The sequence below is a fragment of the Pseudomonas paraversuta genome (assembly GCF_904067025.1).
Lineage (GTDB): Bacteria > Pseudomonadota > Gammaproteobacteria > Pseudomonadales > Pseudomonadaceae > Aquipseudomonas > Aquipseudomonas paraversuta.
In genome coordinates, this window is the sequence record NZ_CAJFDA010000001.1 from 157569 (window position 1) to 174997 (window position 17429).

Genomic DNA, 17429 nt, shown 5'->3' on the forward strand with positions numbered 1-17429 from the left:
AGCCTGCAGGAGCGAGCCTGCTCGCGAGCATTTCAATTACACACAGCTCGCCAGCAGGCTCGCTCCGGCCTTACAGGGCAAAAGGCAGATGAACTGTCACTGTCTGGTGCACGGCCAGACGGCGTTCGAATTCGCCCGGATCGTGAATCAGCACGTCTTGCCCGGCAAAGGTATGGGCCGCGATCAGGCGCGACAGCCAAAAGCGCACGCACGCGACCCGCAGCATCGTCGGCCACAATTGGGCTTCGCTTGCAGTAAACGGGCGCAGTGCGGCATAGGCACCGAGTAACGCGCGGGCGCGCGGGGCGTCAATCTTGCCGTCTTCGTCAGCGCACCAGTCATTCAGGGCGATCGCAACGTCATACAGCATCGGACCTGAGCACGCGTTGTAAAAGTCGATCAGGCCGGTCAGATGCGTGCCTTCAAACATGGCGTTATCGCGGAACAGGTCGCCATGCAGGTTGGCCCGGGGCAACGCGAGGATCTGCTCTTTATGCGCGCTGATTTCAATCAACGCGTTTTGCAGCAATTGTGCCGCCTCAGGTGACAGATCGGCCATTAGTGCAGGCCCTTCTGCCAGCATCCAGTCCAGCCCGCGGTCAGTCTTGCGCTCCAGCACCTTGTCGCGGGTGGCCACATGCAAGTGACCAAGCAGCTCGCCGACCTGGGCGCAATGCTGGGCATTGGCTTCACGAATATGTTTGCCCGCCAGGCGCGGTTGCAGCAGCGCCGGTTTGCCCTTGAGTTCACGCAGTGCCTGGCCGTCGACGGTACGCAGGGCGAAAGGCACCGGCAGTTCTGCGCTGTGCAGCACATCGAGCAGTTCGATGAAGAACGGCATCTCTTTGATCGGGCCACGCTCAACCAGGGTCAGGACATATTCGCCCTGCTCCAGACTGATGAAGTAATTGGTGTTTTCGCTGCCAGCGGCAATCCCCTGGAAATCGAGCAGGCGGCCAAGCCCGTAAGGCGCAAGAAAAGTTTCCAACTCGGTGCGAGTCAGGGGCGTGAATACAGACATGGTTTAAAACTGCCAGTACGGGCGCCGCGTTGAGTCGGCGCCGATTAAAGTTAAGACGCTATTTCCATTCGAAGATTTTCCACGATGGAATCAGCATATCCGGCTGGTCGGAACGGATGAAATTGGCATCAGTACCATCAGCGCGCACTAAAAAGTACGGCGGTGCTCCTTTTGGGGTGACCTTGATGGCATAGAGAAAACCGTTTTGACGGTATTCCTGGATCGTTTTATCGCCTTCCGTGCGAATGGTTACGTCTGGGTCAGCTGTGACTGCTTCATCGGCTGCGAAGGTTAGCAGCGGAGTGAATGCAAACAAGCCGGTCAGCAACAGGCGATTTAGTGTGCGCATGATAACCTTGTCCCTTTGTCGTCATTGGTCCGGACATTCTAGCGCCGGACTCGCCGAAAAGGTTGATCCTGCTCATGAGCCAAGCTCCCCTCGTCCTGGTGGACGGTTCTTCATATCTGTACCGCGCCTTCCATGCGCTGCCGCCGCTGACTACGTCCAAGGGGCTGCCGACAGGTGCCGTGAAGGGCGTGCTGAACATGCTTAAAAGCCTGCGCAAACAGTACCCGGACAGTCCGTTTGCGGTGGTTTTCGATGCCAAGGGCGGAACATTTCGCGATGAAATGTTCGCCGAATACAAGGCTAATCGCCCAAGCATGCCCGATGACATGCGGGTCCAGATCGAGCCCCTGCACGCCAGCGTTATCGCGCTGGGTTTCCCTTTGCTGTGCGTCGAAGGTGTCGAGGCCGACGATGTCATCGGCACGCTGGCCCGCAGCAGCGCGGCGGCAGACCGCCCGGTAGTGATCTCGACGGGCGACAAGGACATGGCGCAACTGGTCGATGGCCACATCACCCTGGTCAATACCATGACCGGCAGCGTGATGGACATCGAGGGTGTGAAAGAGAAGTTTGGCGTTTCGCCCGAGCAGATCATCGATTACCTGGCCCTGATGGGCGACTCGTCCGATAACATTCCCGGGGTTCCGGGCATTGGTCCGAAGACCGCATCCGGCTTGCTGGTGGGTGTGGGCGGCGGTCTGGTCGACCTGTACGAGAAGCTCGATATCGTGCCGACCTTGCCGATCCGGGGCGCCAAAAACCTCCCGGCCAAGCTCGAAGAACACCGGGAAATGGCGTTTTTGTCGTACCGGCTCGCCACGATCAAAATTGATGTGCCATTGGATATCGGCCTTGAAGACCTGCACCTCAAGCAGCCAGATTGCGAAAAACTGATCGAGTTGTACACCGAGCTGGAATTCAAAAGCTGGATTGCCGAGGTGGAGCGCGATGCCAAGCGCGCCGGCCAGGTCATTGTTCATGAAGAGCCTGCGCCGCCTGCCGAAGAGCAGCAGTACGAAACTATCCTGGATCAGGCGCGCTTTGACGTATGGCTGAAAAAGCTTAACGACGCCAAGTTGATTGCTTTCGATACTGAAACCACCGGCCTGGATGCGCAGCAGGCGCAGTTGGTGGGGCTTTCGTTTGCAGTCAAGCCGGGCGAAGCGGCCTACATTCCGCTGACCCACTCCTATATGGGCGTGCCGGAGCAACTGGATCGCGATTCGGTATTACGAGCCCTCAAACCGCTGCTCGAAGACCCGGCCAAAGCCAAAGTGGGCCAGCACGCCAAGTTCGACATGAACATCCTGGCCAACTGCGCCATCGGTGGTGATCAGGCCTGCGGGATCATGGTGCAGGGCGTCGCTTTTGACACCATGCTCGAATCCTATGTGCTCGACTCCACTGCCACGCGTCACGATATGGACAGCCTGGCGCTGAAATACTTGGGCCATAGCACCACCAGCTTCCAGGACATTGCCGGCAAGGGCGTGAAACAGCTGACCTTTGACCAGATCTCGCTGGAGCAGGCCGGACCTTACGCCGCTGAAGATGCCGACGTGACCCTGCGTTTGCATCAGGCACTGCACGAAAAACTGCTGGCGATCCCGAGCCTGAACAAGGTGCTGACAGACATTGAGATGCCGCTGGTGCCTGTACTGGCGCGCATTGAGCGCCAGGGCGCGCTGGTGGACGCCAACCTGCTGGGTATTCAGAGCGTTGAGCTGGGTGACAAACTGGTCGCGCTGGAACGTGAGGCGTTCGCCATCGCCGGCGAAGAATTCAACCTCAGCTCCCCCAAGCAATTAGGCGTGATTCTGTACGAAAAGCTCGGTTTGCCGATTATCAGCAAAACCGCCAAGGGCCAGCCTTCGACCGCTGAAGCGGTGCTGGCTGAATTGGCCGAGCAGGACTTCCCGTTGCCCAAGGTGCTGATGCAGTACCGCTCTATGAGCAAACTGAAAAGCACCTATACCGATCGCCTGCCTGAGCAGATCAATCCTCGTACAGGCCGGATTCATACGTCCTACCACCAGGCTGTTACCGCGACCGGACGTTTGTCCTCCAGCGATCCAAACTTGCAGAACATTCCTATCCGTACTGCCGAAGGCCGTCGGATTCGTCAGGCGTTTGTGGCGCCTAAAGGCTACAAACTGCTGGCAGCGGACTACTCGCAAATCGAGCTGCGGATCATGGCCCACCTGGCCAAGGATGAAGGCTTGTTGCACGCCTTCCGCAATAACCTGGACGTGCACAGCGCCACTGCCGCCGAAGTATTCGGCGTCGAGCTGGGTGATGTCACTGTCGATCAGCGCCGTAGCGCCAAGGCAATCAACTTCGGCCTGATCTATGGCATGAGCGCGTTCGGCCTGGCCAAGCAGATCGGTGTCGACCGCAAACAGTCCCAGGCCTACATCGACCGCTATTTCGCCCGCTACCCGGGTGTTCTGGATTACATGGAGCGCACCCGCACCCAGGCGGCCGAGCAAGGCTATGTCGAGACCATCTTTGGTCGTCGCCTGTACTTGCCGGACATCAACGCAAAAAACCCGGCGCTGCGCAAAGGCGCAGAGCGGACTGCAATTAACGCCCCGATGCAGGGCACTGCTGCGGACATCATCAAGAAAGCCATGGTGGCTGTGGATAACTGGCTGACGGCTTCAGGCCTGGATGCCCGGGTCATTCTGCAAGTACACGATGAATTGGTGCTTGAAGTGCGTGAAGACCTGGTGGATCAGGTGCGCGATGAAGTTCGTATCCACATGAGCGAAGCCGCGAAGCTCGATGTGCCGCTGCTGGTTGAAGTGGGTGTGGGCAACAATTGGGATGAGGCGCACTAAGGGGCTGCAGGTGAAATTGCGGGCCTGTCAGTCAGGGAAAAACCGGGTTTATTGCAAATGGTTATTAGCCCTCTGGAACTAACCAGCCCTTCGCCACTCAGATTTACTGAATGGGTGGTGAAGCCCTTCAAAGCTCCTGATGTTGTGTTAAGTGTTGGCAGATATCTGGAGCGCGCCCTAGCGTTCCAGTACTTGAACCCCGAACTTCTTCCCCCAATACGAAGTCCGGGGTTTTTTTTGCCTGGGATTTCTTACTCGCTGGCCTCGACCACTTCTTCGCCTTTGTTCGGCAATTCCATCCAGCGTGCCAGCACGGTGTACGCCTCTTCCAGGCCCATGCGTTTCGGGGTGGAGAACAACTGGATGGTCACTGCATCGCCCCACTGCTTGCGAATATCAGCCTGGATTTTGAGCAGGGTATTTTTTGCTGCGCCGTACGTCAGTTTGTCGGCTTTGGTCAGCAAAATGTGCATCGGCATGCCGCTCGAAACGGTCCAGTCGAGCATCAACAGGTCGAAATCGGTCATTGGATGACGGATATCCATCATCAAAATCACGCCTTTGAGGCTTTCACGGCTGCCGAAATAGGCTTCCAGGTGACGCTGCCAATGCAGCTTCAGCGGGATTGGCACCTTGGCATAACCATAACCCGGCAGGTCGACCAGGCGTCGTTCTTCGTCCAGCTGGAAGAAGTTCAGCAGCTGTGTGCGCCCCGGAGTTTTCGAGGTGCGCGCCAGGCTGGCATGGGTCAAAGTGTTGAGTGCGCTGGACTTGCCGGCGTTGGAGCGCCCGGCAAACGCGACTTCAAAGCCTTCGTCGTCGGGGCATTGATCAACTTTGGCGGCGCTGAGCATGAAGGTAGCCTGTTGGCACAGACCGAGAATGGGGTTCTTGAGTTGCATGGGATTTCCGATGTGAGCGGCGTCAGGAATGGACGCGGCGAGCGTGTCGTTTCCGTTTCAGTGGCGCCAGTATATAATGCCGCAGATTTTGTGTGCGCTTTGTCCCAGCGTAGGATGAAGAACACGGGAGCGATAAACCTAGGTTGCGCATTAGAACGCAGCAAGCTCCCAACCCTGAAAAGGTCGTTTTATGACGAAATGGCTGCTAGCTGCCGGTATCTTGATGCCACTTTAACAGCACTCAGGCTACACAGGATCCGGAAGCCGTGTACAACCGCGTTTGTATTGTCTGCCAGCTGGTCAACTGCCCGTAGCACCGAAATCCGGTGATCGGGAAGCCTCAAGGCCAAGGACAGGATGATATGGAAGCGCTGGTGCAACACGTGACCCAGGGTTTCAAGGCGATGCCGCCGCGTGGTTTGTGCATGGACTGCAGTGTCGAGGATTACCGGTCAACCATCCTGTGGGTGAACGAGTAAGCCCGGCCCATAACTCTTTAACCCTTAGCCGTAGTTGGATTAGCTGATGAACAAATTACTCGTGAGTCTGCTGTTGACCTTGGGCGTCGCCGGTATTGCCCAGGCTGCAGCCACCGCCGTTGTCGGCGATGCTGCTGCAGGTCAGGCAAAAACCGCTGTATGTGGCGCGTGTCACGGTCCGGACGGCAATAGCATGGCGCCAAACTTCCCCAAGCTGGCCGGGCAAGGTGACCGTTACCTGCTCAAGCAGCTGCACGAAATCAAGGACGGCAAGCGCCAGGTTCTGGAAATGACCGGTTTGCTGACCAACCTGAACGATCAGGATCTCGCGGATATCGCGGCCTATTACTCCAGTCAGAAAAACTCGGTGGGTGCTGCTGACCCGGCGCTGGTTGCCCGTGGCGAAGCCCTGTTCCGTGGCGGCGACCTGCAAAAAGGCATGCCTGCGTGCACCGGTTGCCACTCCCCGGACGGCCAGGGCAATGCTGCCGCCGGCTTCCCGCACCTGGGTGGCCAGCACGCCAGCTACATCGAGAAACAACTTACCGACTTCCGCGAAGGCGAGCGCACCAACGACGGTGACTCGATGATCATGCGCGGTATTGCTGCGAAGTTGAGCAACAAGGACATCAAGGCACTGGCCAGCTACATACAGGGTCTGCACTAAGGGTCGATCAGGCCGGGATGCAACCTTCGGCCGTGTTAACGATCGTTTAATCCTTGACTGTGAACCTGAAAGGGCAGCTTCGGCTGCCCTTTTTCGTAGCATCTGCCGCTACACTACCGAACTCAAGCCAGAACGGACCTGTCTGAAGACAGGTCACGTTGAAGCGACCTTATTTGCCCAGGAGTAAAGCATGCGTAATCTGATTCTCAGCGCCGCTCTCGTCAGTGCCAGTCTGTTTGGCATGACCGCTCAAGCTGCCGATGTACCGCTTGAAGCCGGTAAGACCTACGTCGAATTGTCCAACGCTGTTCCGGTTGCAGTGCCCGGCAAGATCGAAGTGGTTGAGTTGTTCTGGTACGGCTGCCCGCATTGCTTCGCGTTCGAGCCGACCATCAATCCATGGGTTGAGAAGCTGCCGGCAGACGTTAACTTTGTCCGCATCCCGGCCATGTTCGGCGGCATCTGGGACGTTCACGGTCAACTGTTCCTCACCCTCGAAGCCATGGGGGTAGAAGACAAGGTTCATAAAGCGGTCTTTGAAACCATCCACAAGGCTTCCCTGAACGACAAGTCCGGGAACCTGCTGAAAACTCCGGAAGAAATGGCTGAATTCCTGGCGGCTCAAGGCGTGGATAAAGCCAAGTTCCTGAGCACCTACAACTCCTTCGCCGTTGCCGGTGCGGTCCAGAAGGCCAAAGATAAAGCCAAGGCCTATCAAATCTCCGGCGTTCCGACCATGGTCGTGGATGGCAAGTACCGATTCGATCTGGGTACTGCCGGTGGCCCGGAACAGGCACTCAACGTGGCTGATCAACTGATCGCCAAAGAGCGGGCCGCCAAGTAACAGGGGGCCTTGCCGTGCGCGGCTGGAAAAGCAAACGCATCGTTGGCCTGCATGAACCGCAGGTCAACGAGGATCATCTGGCTGCCTGCGGGCTGCCGGATGATCGGCGTTTGCGGCTGCTAAGTTTCAATATCCAGGTCGGTAACAGCACTCAAAGTTATCGTCATTACCTGACCCGCAGTTGGCAGCATGTACTGCCACACAAAGGGCGGGCCGGTAACCTGGACAAGATTGGCGACTTGTTGAGCGACTTTGATCTGGTCGCGTTGCAGGAAGCCGATGGTGGTAGCCACCGATCCGGCTACATCAATCAGGTCAAGTACCTGGCCCAACAGGGCGAATTCCCTTACTGGTATCAACAGCTCAATCGCAATCTGGGGCGACTGGCGCAGCATAGCAATGGCGTGCTCAGCCGCTTGCGTCCTACGGCGATTGAAGATCATCCCTTGCCCGGCCCTGCGGGTCGTGGCGCGATTTTAGTGCGCTTTGGTACCGGCCCTGATGCGCTGGCCGTCGTGGTCATGCACCTGGCGCTGGGGACTAAAGTACGAAACCTGCAACTGGCCTACATTCGCGAGCTGGTTAGCGGTTATCAGCACCAGGTGCTGATGGGCGACATGAACACCAATGCCACCGATCTGCTCCAGACCTCGCCCCTGCGTGACCTCGGTTTGCTGGCGCCACAAATGCAAGCCACTTTCCCCAGTTGGCGCCCGCAGCGCTGTCTTGATCATATTTTGCTCAGCCCCAGCCTGACCCTTGAGCGTGTGCAGGTGCTGGACCAGCCTATCTCTGACCATTTGCCGGTGGCAGTTGAAATCCGTTTGCCGGGAATGGTGGGCAGCGATTCACTGCCGATGTTGAGCGGCTCGCCTTCATGAGCTCCGACGACGCCAATCGCTGGAAAGAGAAGTACCTTTTAAGCATCGAGCGCCAAGACAAACTTGAGCGGCGCTGGAATGCGCGGCTCGACCTGCTGCGCAGGGGCCTGGTGCGCAGTACCCTGGCGGCGGAAGGGACAGACCGCACCGTTGATCAATGCATGAAGGAAATGCGCGAAGCGGTACGCACTGACGAAATGGACGCGGCATTGGCGACCTTGCTGCCCCGTCTTGAAAAAGCCGTACTCGACTCCGAACAACGCCGCGAAACCCGGGTTGCGCAAATCAGTACTGCGCTTAATACCTTGGTCACTCAACTGCAGGCGTTGCCGTTGCCCCGTGAAGTCAGCAAGCCGCTCAAGGCATTTGCCAGGCAGCTCGACAGCCGGGCTGGCCAGGCCCGTGAGATACCGCTGTTGCTGGACGAGTTGAGTAACTTGCAGGGACTTGCCCTGGCGCCGCAACGCCAGGCACCGGAATCGTCCAAACCGGGCTTGTTACAGCGTCTGTTCGGTGCTCAAGACCCAGACAAACCCCAGCCCGAAGTCGTTGCGGTACCGGCAGCACAAGCCATGGCACCGCCAGTCATGCTGCAGCCGATGGTTGCCAAGTTGCCTGCAGCGCCGGTGTTGCCACAGGCTGAGAGCCAGCCACCGGTGTCTGAGCAGCCGCAACCGGCGCCAATGGTGCACGCGCAGTCCTTGCCTGAGTACGCTCAAAAGGCGCTTGAACAGCCCCTTGCCGTACTCGAAGTGCCCGCACCCGATGAGCCGGAAGAACAAGCTCTCTGCGGTGCCCTGGAGTCGGTGGTGGCTCTGGTCGATGCAGAGAACAGTCTGCCTGAGGCGCCGGTCGAGTCGCTCACTCTTGAACCTGACGACAGTGCTGAACTGCCTGAATCGGTAGACCCGGTTGCGGCTGCGCCGCCGGAGCCTGATATCGTCTATGCACTGCCTGAAAGCCCGGAGCCCTCATACAGCTCGGTGGCGGCGCATATCGAGTCAACCCTGCTGGGTCTGCTAAGTGACCTGTCGTTGCCGGAGCATCACCGCCCGCAAGCCGAAGCCATGAAAGCTCGTCTTGAAAAAGGGCTCAACTGGTATGAGTTACTACCGATCCTCGACGATCTTGCAGTCTTGATGCTGGCCGTCACTGACAGTGACCAGCATGAGTTCGAGGCGTATCTAAAACAGCTCAACGAGCGGCTCGAGTCATTCCAGAACAGCCTTCAGGCGGCCAGTGAAGGGCACACTGAAGGTCGATCTGCCGCGGCTGACTTGAACAATCAATTGCGCGAACAGGTCGACGGGCTGCAAAACAGCGTTCAGGGCGCGGTTGACCTGAGCAGTCTCAAACACATTCTGGAAAATCGCCTGGAAGGCCTGCTGGGCACGCTGGATCAACACCAGCAGCAGCGTGATGCGCGCGAGCAAGACGTCGCAGCACACCTGCAAGCATTGGCCGAGCGGGTGGTGCAAATGGAGCAGCAGGCCCAGGACTTTCGCGAGCACCTGGAAGAGCAGCGGCAAAAAGCCCTGCTCGATCCCCTGACCGGTTTGCCCAATCGGGCGGCCTGGGGCGAGCGGCTGGCATTTGCAGTCGCACGCTGGCAATCACAGGGCAACTCGTTGTTGATCGCCATGCTCGATCTCGACCATTTCAAGCGGATCAATGATGGTTATGGGCATCTGGCAGGCGACAAAGTGCTCAAGATCATTGCCAATCAACTCCGCAGGCAACTGCGCCCGGGTGATTTTATCGCCCGGTTCGGCGGTGAAGAGTTTGTCCTGTTGATCCCTGACGCTACGCCGGCCATGGGCCTGGCGCTGCTCGAAAAACTGCGACTGGCCATTGCCGACTGTCCGTTCCACTTCAGGGGCGAGCCGGTAACCATCACCGCCTCCATCGGGGTCTCGGCGTTCAAGGCGGGTGACCGCAGCGAGTCTGTACTCAAGCGTGCAGACGAAGCCCTGTATCGGGCCAAGCATAACGGGCGAAATCGCATTGAGTCAGACCTTCAGGAGCTGCTCTGAAGGTCTGAGGGCTCAGGTTCAGATGCATCCGCAGCCAGTAAGGTATGCTGGTGTATTAACATTTTACTGTGTTGTGTCTGCCCATGAAATTTTCCGCGCTTCTAGTCTTTATTGCCCTGCTGGCGGGTTGTGCCAGCGGTCCCCGCATGGATACCAGCCATCCTTCGGCCAACCACGACAGCCGCGTGCAGTTCGTGGTCCTTCACTACACCTCGACCTCCCTTGAGCGTTCACTGCAATTGCTGACCAGCGGGCCGGTGAGCAGCCACTATCTGATTGGTGATACCCCGCCAACCATTTACAAGCTGGTGGACGAAAACCAGCGGGCCTGGCACGCCGGTGAAAGTCAGTGGAACGGCCGCACCTGGCTCAACTCCAGTTCCATCGGCATTGAAATCGTCAACAAGGGTTTCCGCGATACGCCCAACGGGCGGGTCTGGTATCCCTACACTGAAGGTCAGATCCAGTCGGTGATCGCCCTGCTTAAAGACATCACGACGCGCTACAAAATCGATCCGCACAACATCATTGGTCACAGTGACATAGCGCCGTTGCGCAAGCTTGATCCGGGGCCGCTGTTTCCCTGGAAGCGCCTGGCCGAAGCCGGCTTTGGAGTCTGGCCGCAGGCCCAGGCCGTAGCCCGGGAGCAGGCCCTGTTTGCCAACGCACTGCCAAGTATTAGCTGGTTTCAGCAGCAGTTGGCCCTGTTGGGCTACGAGACCCCCCAGACCGGTGAGCTGGACGTTGCCACTCGCCACGTCCTGGCGGCCTTCCAGATGCATTTCCGGCCAGCGCTGTTTGATGGCACGCCCGATGCCGAAAGCGCGGCCATTTTGAAAGTGCTGAACACCCAGGCCAAGCGATGACCGCGCGAGCGCTATAACAGCGGCAGGGCCATGTAGAACTGGGTGCCCTGGCCAGGGCGTGAGTAGACGCCGATCCGCCCGCCGTGGAGCTGGACGATTTCCTTGCACAGCGCCAGCCCCAGGCCGGCGCCGCCTTTTTTGCGACCTACCTGCACGAAGGGCTCGAAAATCCGCCCTTGTTGGCCATAGGCAATGCCTTCGCCATTGTCTTCAATACTGATGATCACCCGCTCGCCATGCCGCCGCGCCTGCAGGCGAATCTGCCCGCCGCTGGCCGTGTGGCGCAAGGCATTGTCCAGCAGGTTATCAATGACCCGTTCGAGCTGTGGCTGGTCGGCATTCAACACCGGTAGCGGTGGCTGCAGGTCGACCTGCAACTCGATCCCCTTGGCTGCCGCGCGGGCCGCGAAGCGGGTCCGGGCGTCTTCGAGCATGTCCGGGAGGTCGCAGGGGGCCAGCGTCAGCTTTTGCATGCCATTTTGATAGCGGGAAAAATTCAGCAGGTCATTGATCAACTGCATCAGCCGCTGCATTTCTTCATTGACGGTGTTGAGCAGGTCGGTTTCACGGGACTGCGGATCAAAACGCGCCCGCTCCATAAACAAGCCAAAGGCCATATGCATACCGGTGACCGGGGTGCGCAATTCGTGTGAGGCACGCAGTACGAACTCGCTGCGTACCCGTTCAAAGGCCCGCTGCTCGGTGACATCATGCAACACCATTACAGCACCAAGAATCGGTCCTTTGGGCTGGCTGACCGGGGTCAGGCTGTAGGTCAACAGGCGTTTTTCACCCTCTATATCGACGCTCAAGTCTTCCGGGGCTCGCTCCAGGTTGCCGCCACGCAAGACCGTGAGCAATTGCTGATCGAGCTCCGGGCGCATCAACGCCTCGCCCAGCGGCTGACTGAGGCGGCTCTGATCCCAGCCCAACTGGCGTTGCGCGACCGGATTCAGATGCTCGAGGCGGCCTTGCTGATCAATCATCAGCAACCCGTCGTCAATACTGTCGAGCACCGCCTGAAGCCGTTGCTGGCCCGCCAGCAGTTCGTCGACATTGGTTGCCTGATGTTGGCGCAGTGCTTCGGCCATGATCCCGAAACGCCGGGTCAGCAGGTTCATCTCGGTGGCCGAGGAGAGTGGCAGCACCACCTCGAAGTTGCCTTTGCCTATATTGTCGGCGGCTTTGGCCAATGCTTCGATCGGCGCGCCAAAACGTCGGGCAATGCCGTGGGCGGTAATAAAACCTATGGTCAGTACCGCAAGCCCTACCAGGCCCAGAAGCAAGGCAATGATCAGGGCCCGGTCCCGGGCGGAGGCCTGGGCGCTATAGATGTTTTCGAGGGCCTTGCGGTGCTCGGTAATCAGGCCGTTGCGCAACAGGTTGAAGCGGTTCCTCAGCTCGTTGTCAGTACTCAGGTCAGGGGTGTTGGGTTGAGCCGGGTTGAGGGCTTTGAGGAAGCTTTCGTAGTCCGTACGGGCCTGGGTAAAGCCGCTGTGCAGATTGTTTTTGCGCTCATGCTCGATGCCCTCGTCGAGCAGTTTCAGGTATTCCCGGGTTGATGCTTGCAGCGCTTTGGGGTCTTGCTGATTACGCAGCAGCAGAATCAGCTGGTCACCCAGGCTTTGACGCAGCTTCAGGCCCAGATCGAGGGTGATGAAGTTATTGCGGATCAGCGCCTCCTGGGTCTTGGCCATTTGCATCACACTGACGACGCCAAGCAGGAGCCCGAGCAGCGCCACCGTAATCAGTGCAGAAATGCTTAGAAACAGCCGGGTTCGCAGCTTGATCGCAAGTTTCATCGTATGCGGCTCACAAGTTGTACTGCTTGCGCTTGCGATAGAGTGTCGAAGCGTCGATGCCCAGGGTTTTTGCTGCCTGGTCCAGGGTTTCACTCGTGGCCAGTACCGCACCGATGTGGGCTTTTTCCAGCTGGTCGAGACTCAGTGCCGCACCAATGCGCGGAGTGTTGGGCGTGGTTTGCTCGGCCATGCCCAGATGGCTGACTTCAACCACTTCCTGCGGGCAAATGATGCTCGCACGTTCAACCACGTTGCGCAGCTCGCGAATGTTGCCGGGCCAGCGGTAATTGGCCAGCGCCAGTCGGGCTTCTTCGCTGAAGCCCCGGGCTGGGCGAGCGTACTCTTTAACGAAGCGGGCCAGAAAGCGATCGGCCAGGGTCAGAATGTCTTCACTGCGCTCGCGTAGCGGCGGCAGGTGCAGGGTGATGACGTTCAGGCGGTAGAGCAGGTCTTCACGAAAGCGCCCGTCGCGAACCATGTCTTCAAGATTGAGGTTGGTGGCCGCCAGGATGCGCACATCGGCGCGCCGGGTCACGGGGTCGCCGACCCGCTCGTAGGCCTTGTCCTGAATGAAGCGCAGCAGTTTTGGCTGCAATGTCAGGGGGAAGTCGCCGATCTCATCGAGAAACAATGTACCGCCGTCCGCCTGGTTGACCCGGCCCAGTGTGCTTTCACTGGCGCCGGTGAAGGCGCCGCGGGTGTGGCCGAACAGTTCGCTCTCCATCAACTCGGCTGTCAGCGACGGGCAGTTGATGGTTACACAGGATTTCTTGGCCCGTTTGCTCCAGCCATGGATGGCTTGGGCCAGTTCGCCTTTACCGGTGCCGGATTCACCGAGAATCAAGATGTTGGCATCGGTGCCTGCTACCTGGCGCGCGGTTTCCAGCACCGCCATCATGGCCGGGCTGTGAGAGTCGAGCCCGTCTTTAGGCTTGCGAATTTCACCTTCCAGGGCTTCGAGGCGGGCGGAAAGCTGGCGTACTTCCAATTGTTTGGCGGTGGCCAGACGCAACTGATCAGGGCTGCAGGGTTTCACCAGATAATCGGCGGCGCCTGCCTGAATGGCATCCACGGCGGTGTCCACAGCCGAGTGGGCAGTCACTATCACGACCCGCATCCATGGCGCCTGAATGCGCATATGGGCCAGGACATCCAGGCCATTGTCTTCACCCAGACGCAAATCCAGAAAACACAGGTCGAATACTTGTCGCTGCAGCAGCGCATCGGCTTGTGCCGCACTGTTGGCGGTGGCAACGGTGTAACCCTCGTCTTCGAGGCAATAGCGAAATGTACGCAGGATGGCGGACTCGTCGTCCACCAGCAGAATGCGGCCCTGGTGCTCTTTGGCTGTATCCATTTCCTGCCTTCCTCTATGAGTGTTCATGGTTAGTGTCGGAATAATCGGGCAAGTTGCATGATTTTTTCACGATTTTTTAAGAGGCTAGCAGGGAAGGCCTTTGGCTGCATTGCCTAACTAGATGATTTAGAAGCTTTTAAACCTGAATGGACGCAGCAGGTGAGTGCTCATTGGTGCCTCTGTGCCTCACGCAAGCCTTCAGGGCTCTACACAGATCGTGCAGAACGCACGACAGTCTCGGCAGCATCGTGCAGGATGCGCGCACAGCTGTCTTTTTAAAGCGTTTAACTCGTTGATTTATAAGGATTTATTTATTTTATAAAAGCTGGCATGCAGCCTGCAATAACTCAGGTATAGACGCCGTACAGATCAGTCATGACTGGCGGACCATTCCCTGAATTGACCACCGAGTGGCAGGAGTTTGAGCATGCATCGCCAAGGTTTCGCCAGCTTTCATATTTCGCCACTGCACCTGCAGCAGGGTCTGTTCGCCAGCCTTGCTTTGGTGGTGACCCTGATCGGTGGTCAGCAACTGGTTCGCTGGGAGCAAGCGTCGCAGCCTGTGGCCGCGCCCTTGCCTGTTGTCGCCTATCAGCAACAACACTTCAGTACGATCAAGTCGAGTGCACTGAATGCGCGAGTCACTGCCGCGGACAGTTATGCACTGACCGCCGCCGAAGAGACGCAAACAGCTAATTCGCAACCTGCACCGGAACGTTGGGTGTTTTAAGTGTTCACAGTTTTGAGGCCCTTGCTGGCATCGGAATGCACCATTGGTATTAGGCTATTCCCACAGTAATAAGGAGAAACACCATGTTGAGTTGGGCAGTTACCTTCCTGATCATCGCCATCATCGCTGCTGTACTGGGCTTTGGTGGTATAGCGGGCACCGCGACCGGCATTGCCAAGATTCTCTTTGTCGTATTCCTGGTGATGTTCGTGGTGTCCTTCATCTTTGGCCGTCGTGGTAAAGGTTGATCATGCTTAGCCGATCCCTGAAGGCATTGGCCGCTGCCCTGTTGGTGGGCAGCAGTGCCATGGCCCTGGCCGCAAACGATGGCCAGTCGCACGCTAACCAGTTACTCAGCGATCCTGACTACCGTGAGGCCTGGCAACAGGTGGTGAAGAAGGAGGAGCGTTTGCCCGAGTGGGTGATGAACCTCTCCGGTGCGGCCGAGCAAATGAATGCCGTGACTGAAGATGGCGACAAGTATCTGGTCGGTCCTTTATGTGAAACCGCCGATACCTGCACGACCGGGCGCCTGATTGTCGCCGTCAGTTTTGACAAGAAACACGCTTATGCAATGTTGGTTGAGGTGCCGGCCGGTCTGCCTGCAGACAAATCCCCGACACGTCACGCCGACTACCGCTTTTTGGGGCAGCCGGACGAAGGTGTACAGGCCATGCTTAAAGAGCAGTTAAAGAAAGACCCGAATTGGTACTGAGGGGCACGGCTCTGTGATTTTTCGGGAGCAGGTTCGCTTTTTCAGACACGACAGCCCAGGTTTTCTCTGGGCTTTTTTGTGTCTGCAGGGTCGCTGCAGACATAGCTAATGCATTGTCTGTTCTCATTATTTTGCAAAGTATCGACGGGGCAGGAACAACCTCTGAACCCCGACCGTATATCGACCGGATACAAAATCTTTTCTTCAGAATTCCCGATTAATGCAATGGGATATTTCTTAATTGTTTGACGCTTTTTCGTCGCTATTTACGGCCACAAAAGACCTTGAAACAGCCGGTGTGCGGCACTTATGTCGTCTATTCTTAGCTTTCCTCAGCCCATGTTCATGAAGTCTTGTCGGACAAAACCCATGCCGATTCGGCATGGGGTAGGCGTTTACGGCATTAGACGGTTTACTCCGGCATGGGAATAGTTGCGCCTTTTTTCGCCTGCCAAAGAGCCTGTCCGGTTCGATTTGGGCGACCTTCTACGGGGGTGCAGGCTTTCGATTTTTGCGCTTTGAGCGCTCTGGTCAAAGCCTTCACCCGAGTCCACTTGAAGTAAGGGTAATGACATGAAGAAGGCAAAACTTAGCCTCGCCTGGCAGATCCTAATCGGTCTGGTCCTCGGGATTGCAATCGGCGCGCTGCTCAACCACTTCAGTGCCGAAAAAGCCTGGTGGATCAGCAACGTTCTGCAACCTGCCGGCGATATCTTTATCCGTCTGATCAAGATGATCGTGATCCCAATCGTGATTTCCTCACTGGTTGTCGGGATTGCAGGCGTGGGTGATGCGAAGAAGCTGGGTCGCATCGGTCTTAAAACCATTCTTTACTTCGAGGTGGTAACCACCATCGCGATTCTGGTCGGTCTGGTGCTGGCCAACGTGTTCCACCCGGGCGCCGGGATCGACATGAGCACGCTGGGCACGGTCGATATTTCCAAGTATCAGGCCACTGCTGCTGAAGTGACCCATGAGCATGCGTTCATTGAAACCATCCTCAACCTGATTCCGTCGAACATCTTCGCAGCCATGGCTCGCGGTGAGATGCTGCCGATCATCTTCTTCTCGGTACTCTTCGGCCTCGGCTTGTCGAGCCTGAATGCCGAACTGCGCGACCCGCTGGTGAAAACCTTCCAGGGCGTGTCCGAGTCGATGTTCAAAGTGACTCACATGATCATGAACTACGCGCCAATCGGTGTGTTTGCGCTGATCGCCGTGACCGTTGCCAACTTCGGTTTTGCCTCTCTGGTGCCGCTGGCCAAACTGGTATTGCTGGTTTACGCCGCCATTCTGTTCTTCGCCTTTGCCGTGCTGGGCCTAATCGCCAAGCTGTTTGGCTTCTCGGTAATCAGGTTGATGCGCATCTTCAAGGATGAGCTGGTCCTGGCTTACTCCACCGCCAGCTCCGAAACCGTGCTGCCGCGCGTGATCGAGAAGATGGAAGCCTACGGCGCGCCGAAAGCCATTTGCAGCTTCGTGGTACCGACCGGCTACTCCTTCAACCTGGACGGCTCGACGCTGTATCAAAGTATCGCGGCGATATTTATCGCGCAGCTGTACGGCATCGACCTGTCGATCAGCCAGCAACTGCTGCTGGTACTGACCCTGATGGTTACCTCCAAAGGCATCGCCGGTGTACCGGGCGTGTCCTTCGTAGTGCTGCTGGCCACTCTGGGCAGCGTGGGCATCCCGCTTGAAGGCCTGGCCTTTATCGCCGGTGTCGACCGTGTGATGGACATGGCCCGTACCGCCCTGAACGTGATTGGTAACGCCCTGGCGGTACTGGTTATTTCGCGCTGGGAAGGTATGTACGACGACGCCAAGGGCGAGCGCTACTGGAACTCGCTGCCGCACTGGCGCAGCAAGGAAGCCCTGCCAAAAGGCGAATAATCGTCCCTCGGCAGCTGCACCCGCACAAACCCCGGACTTGTCCGGGGTTT

General features: G+C 57.8%; 15 protein-coding genes and 1 pseudogene. 11 read left to right on the top strand and 5 right to left on the bottom strand.

Annotated features, from left to right (window positions below; translation table 11 throughout):
- Window positions 1-70 precede the first annotated feature (70 nt).
- Both JQ848_RS00755 and JQ848_RS00760 read right to left on the bottom strand, forming a co-directional pair.
- Window positions 71-1021 carry a homoserine kinase gene (locus JQ848_RS00755; protein ID WP_003437685.1) on the bottom strand — a complete coding sequence of 317 codons (951 nt, stop codon included), beginning with the start codon at window positions 1019-1021 and terminating at the stop codon, window positions 71-73.
- Window positions 1022-1079: 58 nt separating this feature from the next.
- Window positions 1080-1370 (bottom strand): DUF2782 domain-containing protein, encoded by a 291-nt coding sequence (locus tag JQ848_RS00760; RefSeq protein WP_003437683.1) that lies wholly within the window; start codon window positions 1368-1370, stop codon window positions 1080-1082.
- Window positions 1371-1444: 74 nt separating this feature from the next.
- On the opposite strand from JQ848_RS00760, the gene polA reads away from it, so the two are divergent.
- Window positions 1445-4210: a DNA polymerase I gene (gene polA / locus JQ848_RS00765; protein WP_127196659.1), complete on the top strand. Its 2766-nt coding sequence runs from the start codon at window positions 1445-1447 to the stop codon at window positions 4208-4210.
- A 251-nt stretch (window positions 4211-4461) separates the two neighbouring features.
- Here polA and yihA read toward each other — a convergent pair whose 3' ends face one another.
- Window positions 4462-5112 carry a ribosome biogenesis GTP-binding protein YihA/YsxC gene (gene yihA, locus JQ848_RS00770; protein ID WP_003437678.1) on the bottom strand — a complete coding sequence of 217 codons (651 nt, stop codon included), beginning with the start codon at window positions 5110-5112 and terminating at the stop codon, window positions 4462-4464.
- A gap of 190 nt (window positions 5113-5302) precedes the next feature.
- Here yihA and JQ848_RS00775 point away from each other — a divergent pair.
- From JQ848_RS00775 to JQ848_RS00800, 6 genes and pseudogenes are all read left to right on the top strand, one after another.
- Window positions 5303-5591, top strand: a pseudogene (locus tag JQ848_RS00775) (c-type cytochrome).
- 46 nt (window positions 5592-5637) lie between these two features.
- Window positions 5638-6258, top strand: coding sequence for a c-type cytochrome (locus JQ848_RS00780; protein WP_003437669.1), 621 nt, complete (start codon window positions 5638-5640; stop codon window positions 6256-6258).
- 190 nt (window positions 6259-6448) lie between these two features.
- Window positions 6449-7102 carry a thiol:disulfide interchange protein DsbA/DsbL gene (locus tag JQ848_RS00785; RefSeq protein ID WP_160626506.1) on the top strand — a complete coding sequence of 218 codons (654 nt, stop codon included), beginning with the start codon at window positions 6449-6451 and terminating at the stop codon, window positions 7100-7102.
- Between the two features lie 14 nt (window positions 7103-7116).
- Window positions 7117-7983 carry an endonuclease/exonuclease/phosphatase family protein gene (locus JQ848_RS00790; RefSeq protein WP_160626508.1) on the top strand — a complete coding sequence of 289 codons (867 nt, stop codon included), beginning with the start codon at window positions 7117-7119 and terminating at the stop codon, window positions 7981-7983.
- On the top strand, window positions 7980-10016 hold the full coding sequence (locus tag JQ848_RS00795; protein WP_202210184.1) for a diguanylate cyclase: 2037 nt from the start codon (window positions 7980-7982) through the stop codon (window positions 10014-10016). The genes JQ848_RS00790 and JQ848_RS00795 overlap by 4 nt, the downstream gene beginning before the upstream one ends.
- A gap of 83 nt (window positions 10017-10099) precedes the next feature.
- Window positions 10100-10882 (top strand): N-acetylmuramoyl-L-alanine amidase, encoded by a 783-nt coding sequence (locus JQ848_RS00800; protein WP_202210185.1) that lies wholly within the window; start codon window positions 10100-10102, stop codon window positions 10880-10882.
- An 11-nt stretch (window positions 10883-10893) separates the two neighbouring features.
- On the opposite strand, the gene JQ848_RS00805 is transcribed toward JQ848_RS00800, so the two are convergent.
- A complete protein-coding gene (locus tag JQ848_RS00805) occupies window positions 10894-12684 on the bottom strand; it encodes an ATP-binding protein (RefSeq protein WP_003437664.1) in 1791 nt (596 codons plus the stop codon).
- Window positions 12685-12694: 10 nt separating this feature from the next.
- Window positions 12695-14041, bottom strand: coding sequence for a sigma-54-dependent response regulator transcription factor AlgB (algB, locus tag JQ848_RS00810; RefSeq protein WP_003437663.1), 1347 nt, complete (start codon window positions 14039-14041; stop codon window positions 12695-12697).
- Window positions 14042-14468: 427 nt separating this feature from the next.
- On the opposite strand from algB, the gene JQ848_RS00815 reads away from it, so the two are divergent.
- From JQ848_RS00815 to gltP, 4 genes are all read left to right on the top strand, one after another.
- Window positions 14469-14771 (top strand): hypothetical protein, encoded by a 303-nt coding sequence (locus tag JQ848_RS00815; protein ID WP_010656774.1) that lies wholly within the window; start codon window positions 14469-14471, stop codon window positions 14769-14771.
- An 83-nt stretch (window positions 14772-14854) separates the two neighbouring features.
- Complete coding sequence (locus tag JQ848_RS00820) at window positions 14855-15019, top strand: DUF1328 domain-containing protein (RefSeq protein WP_003437658.1); 165 nt, start codon at window positions 14855-14857, stop codon at window positions 15017-15019.
- 2 nt (window positions 15020-15021) lie between these two features.
- On the top strand, window positions 15022-15486 hold the full coding sequence (locus JQ848_RS00825; protein WP_003437656.1) for an inhibitor of vertebrate lysozyme family protein: 465 nt from the start codon (window positions 15022-15024) through the stop codon (window positions 15484-15486).
- Window positions 15487-16059: 573 nt separating this feature from the next.
- The gene (gene gltP / locus JQ848_RS00830) at window positions 16060-17379 is read left to right on the top strand and encodes a glutamate/aspartate:proton symporter GltP (protein ID WP_003437653.1); all 1320 of its coding nucleotides are present in this window, start codon (window positions 16060-16062) and stop codon (window positions 17377-17379) included.
- Window positions 17380-17429: the final 50 nt, after the last annotated feature.

What these genes read in the sequence shown, in the direction of transcription:
- JQ848_RS00755 (WP_003437685.1), bottom strand. Translation starts at nt 1,021, where the DNA reads ATGTCTGTATTCACGCCCCTGACTCGCACCGAGTTGGAAACTTTTCTT.
- JQ848_RS00760 (WP_003437683.1), bottom strand. Translation starts at nt 1,370, where the DNA reads ATGCGCACACTAAATCGCCTGTTGCTGACCGGCTTGTTTGCATTCACT.
- polA (WP_127196659.1), top strand. Translation starts at nt 1,445, where the DNA reads ATGAGCCAAGCTCCCCTCGTCCTGGTGGACGGTTCTTCATATCTGTAC.
- yihA (WP_003437678.1), bottom strand. Translation starts at nt 5,112, where the DNA reads ATGCAACTCAAGAACCCCATTCTCGGTCTGTGCCAACAGGCTACCTTC.
- JQ848_RS00780 (WP_003437669.1), top strand. Translation starts at nt 5,638, where the DNA reads ATGAACAAATTACTCGTGAGTCTGCTGTTGACCTTGGGCGTCGCCGGT.
- JQ848_RS00785 (WP_160626506.1), top strand. Translation starts at nt 6,449, where the DNA reads ATGCGTAATCTGATTCTCAGCGCCGCTCTCGTCAGTGCCAGTCTGTTT.
- JQ848_RS00795 (WP_202210184.1), top strand. Translation starts at nt 7,980, where the DNA reads ATGAGCTCCGACGACGCCAATCGCTGGAAAGAGAAGTACCTTTTAAGC.
- JQ848_RS00800 (WP_202210185.1), top strand. Translation starts at nt 10,100, where the DNA reads ATGAAATTTTCCGCGCTTCTAGTCTTTATTGCCCTGCTGGCGGGTTGT.
- JQ848_RS00805 (WP_003437664.1), bottom strand. Translation starts at nt 12,684, where the DNA reads ATGAAACTTGCGATCAAGCTGCGAACCCGGCTGTTTCTAAGCATTTCT.
- algB (WP_003437663.1), bottom strand. Translation starts at nt 14,041, where the DNA reads ATGGATACAGCCAAAGAGCACCAGGGCCGCATTCTGCTGGTGGACGAC.
- JQ848_RS00815 (WP_010656774.1), top strand. Translation starts at nt 14,469, where the DNA reads ATGCATCGCCAAGGTTTCGCCAGCTTTCATATTTCGCCACTGCACCTG.
- JQ848_RS00820 (WP_003437658.1), top strand. Translation starts at nt 14,855, where the DNA reads ATGTTGAGTTGGGCAGTTACCTTCCTGATCATCGCCATCATCGCTGCT.
- JQ848_RS00825 (WP_003437656.1), top strand. Translation starts at nt 15,022, where the DNA reads ATGCTTAGCCGATCCCTGAAGGCATTGGCCGCTGCCCTGTTGGTGGGC.
- gltP (WP_003437653.1), top strand. Translation starts at nt 16,060, where the DNA reads ATGAAGAAGGCAAAACTTAGCCTCGCCTGGCAGATCCTAATCGGTCTG.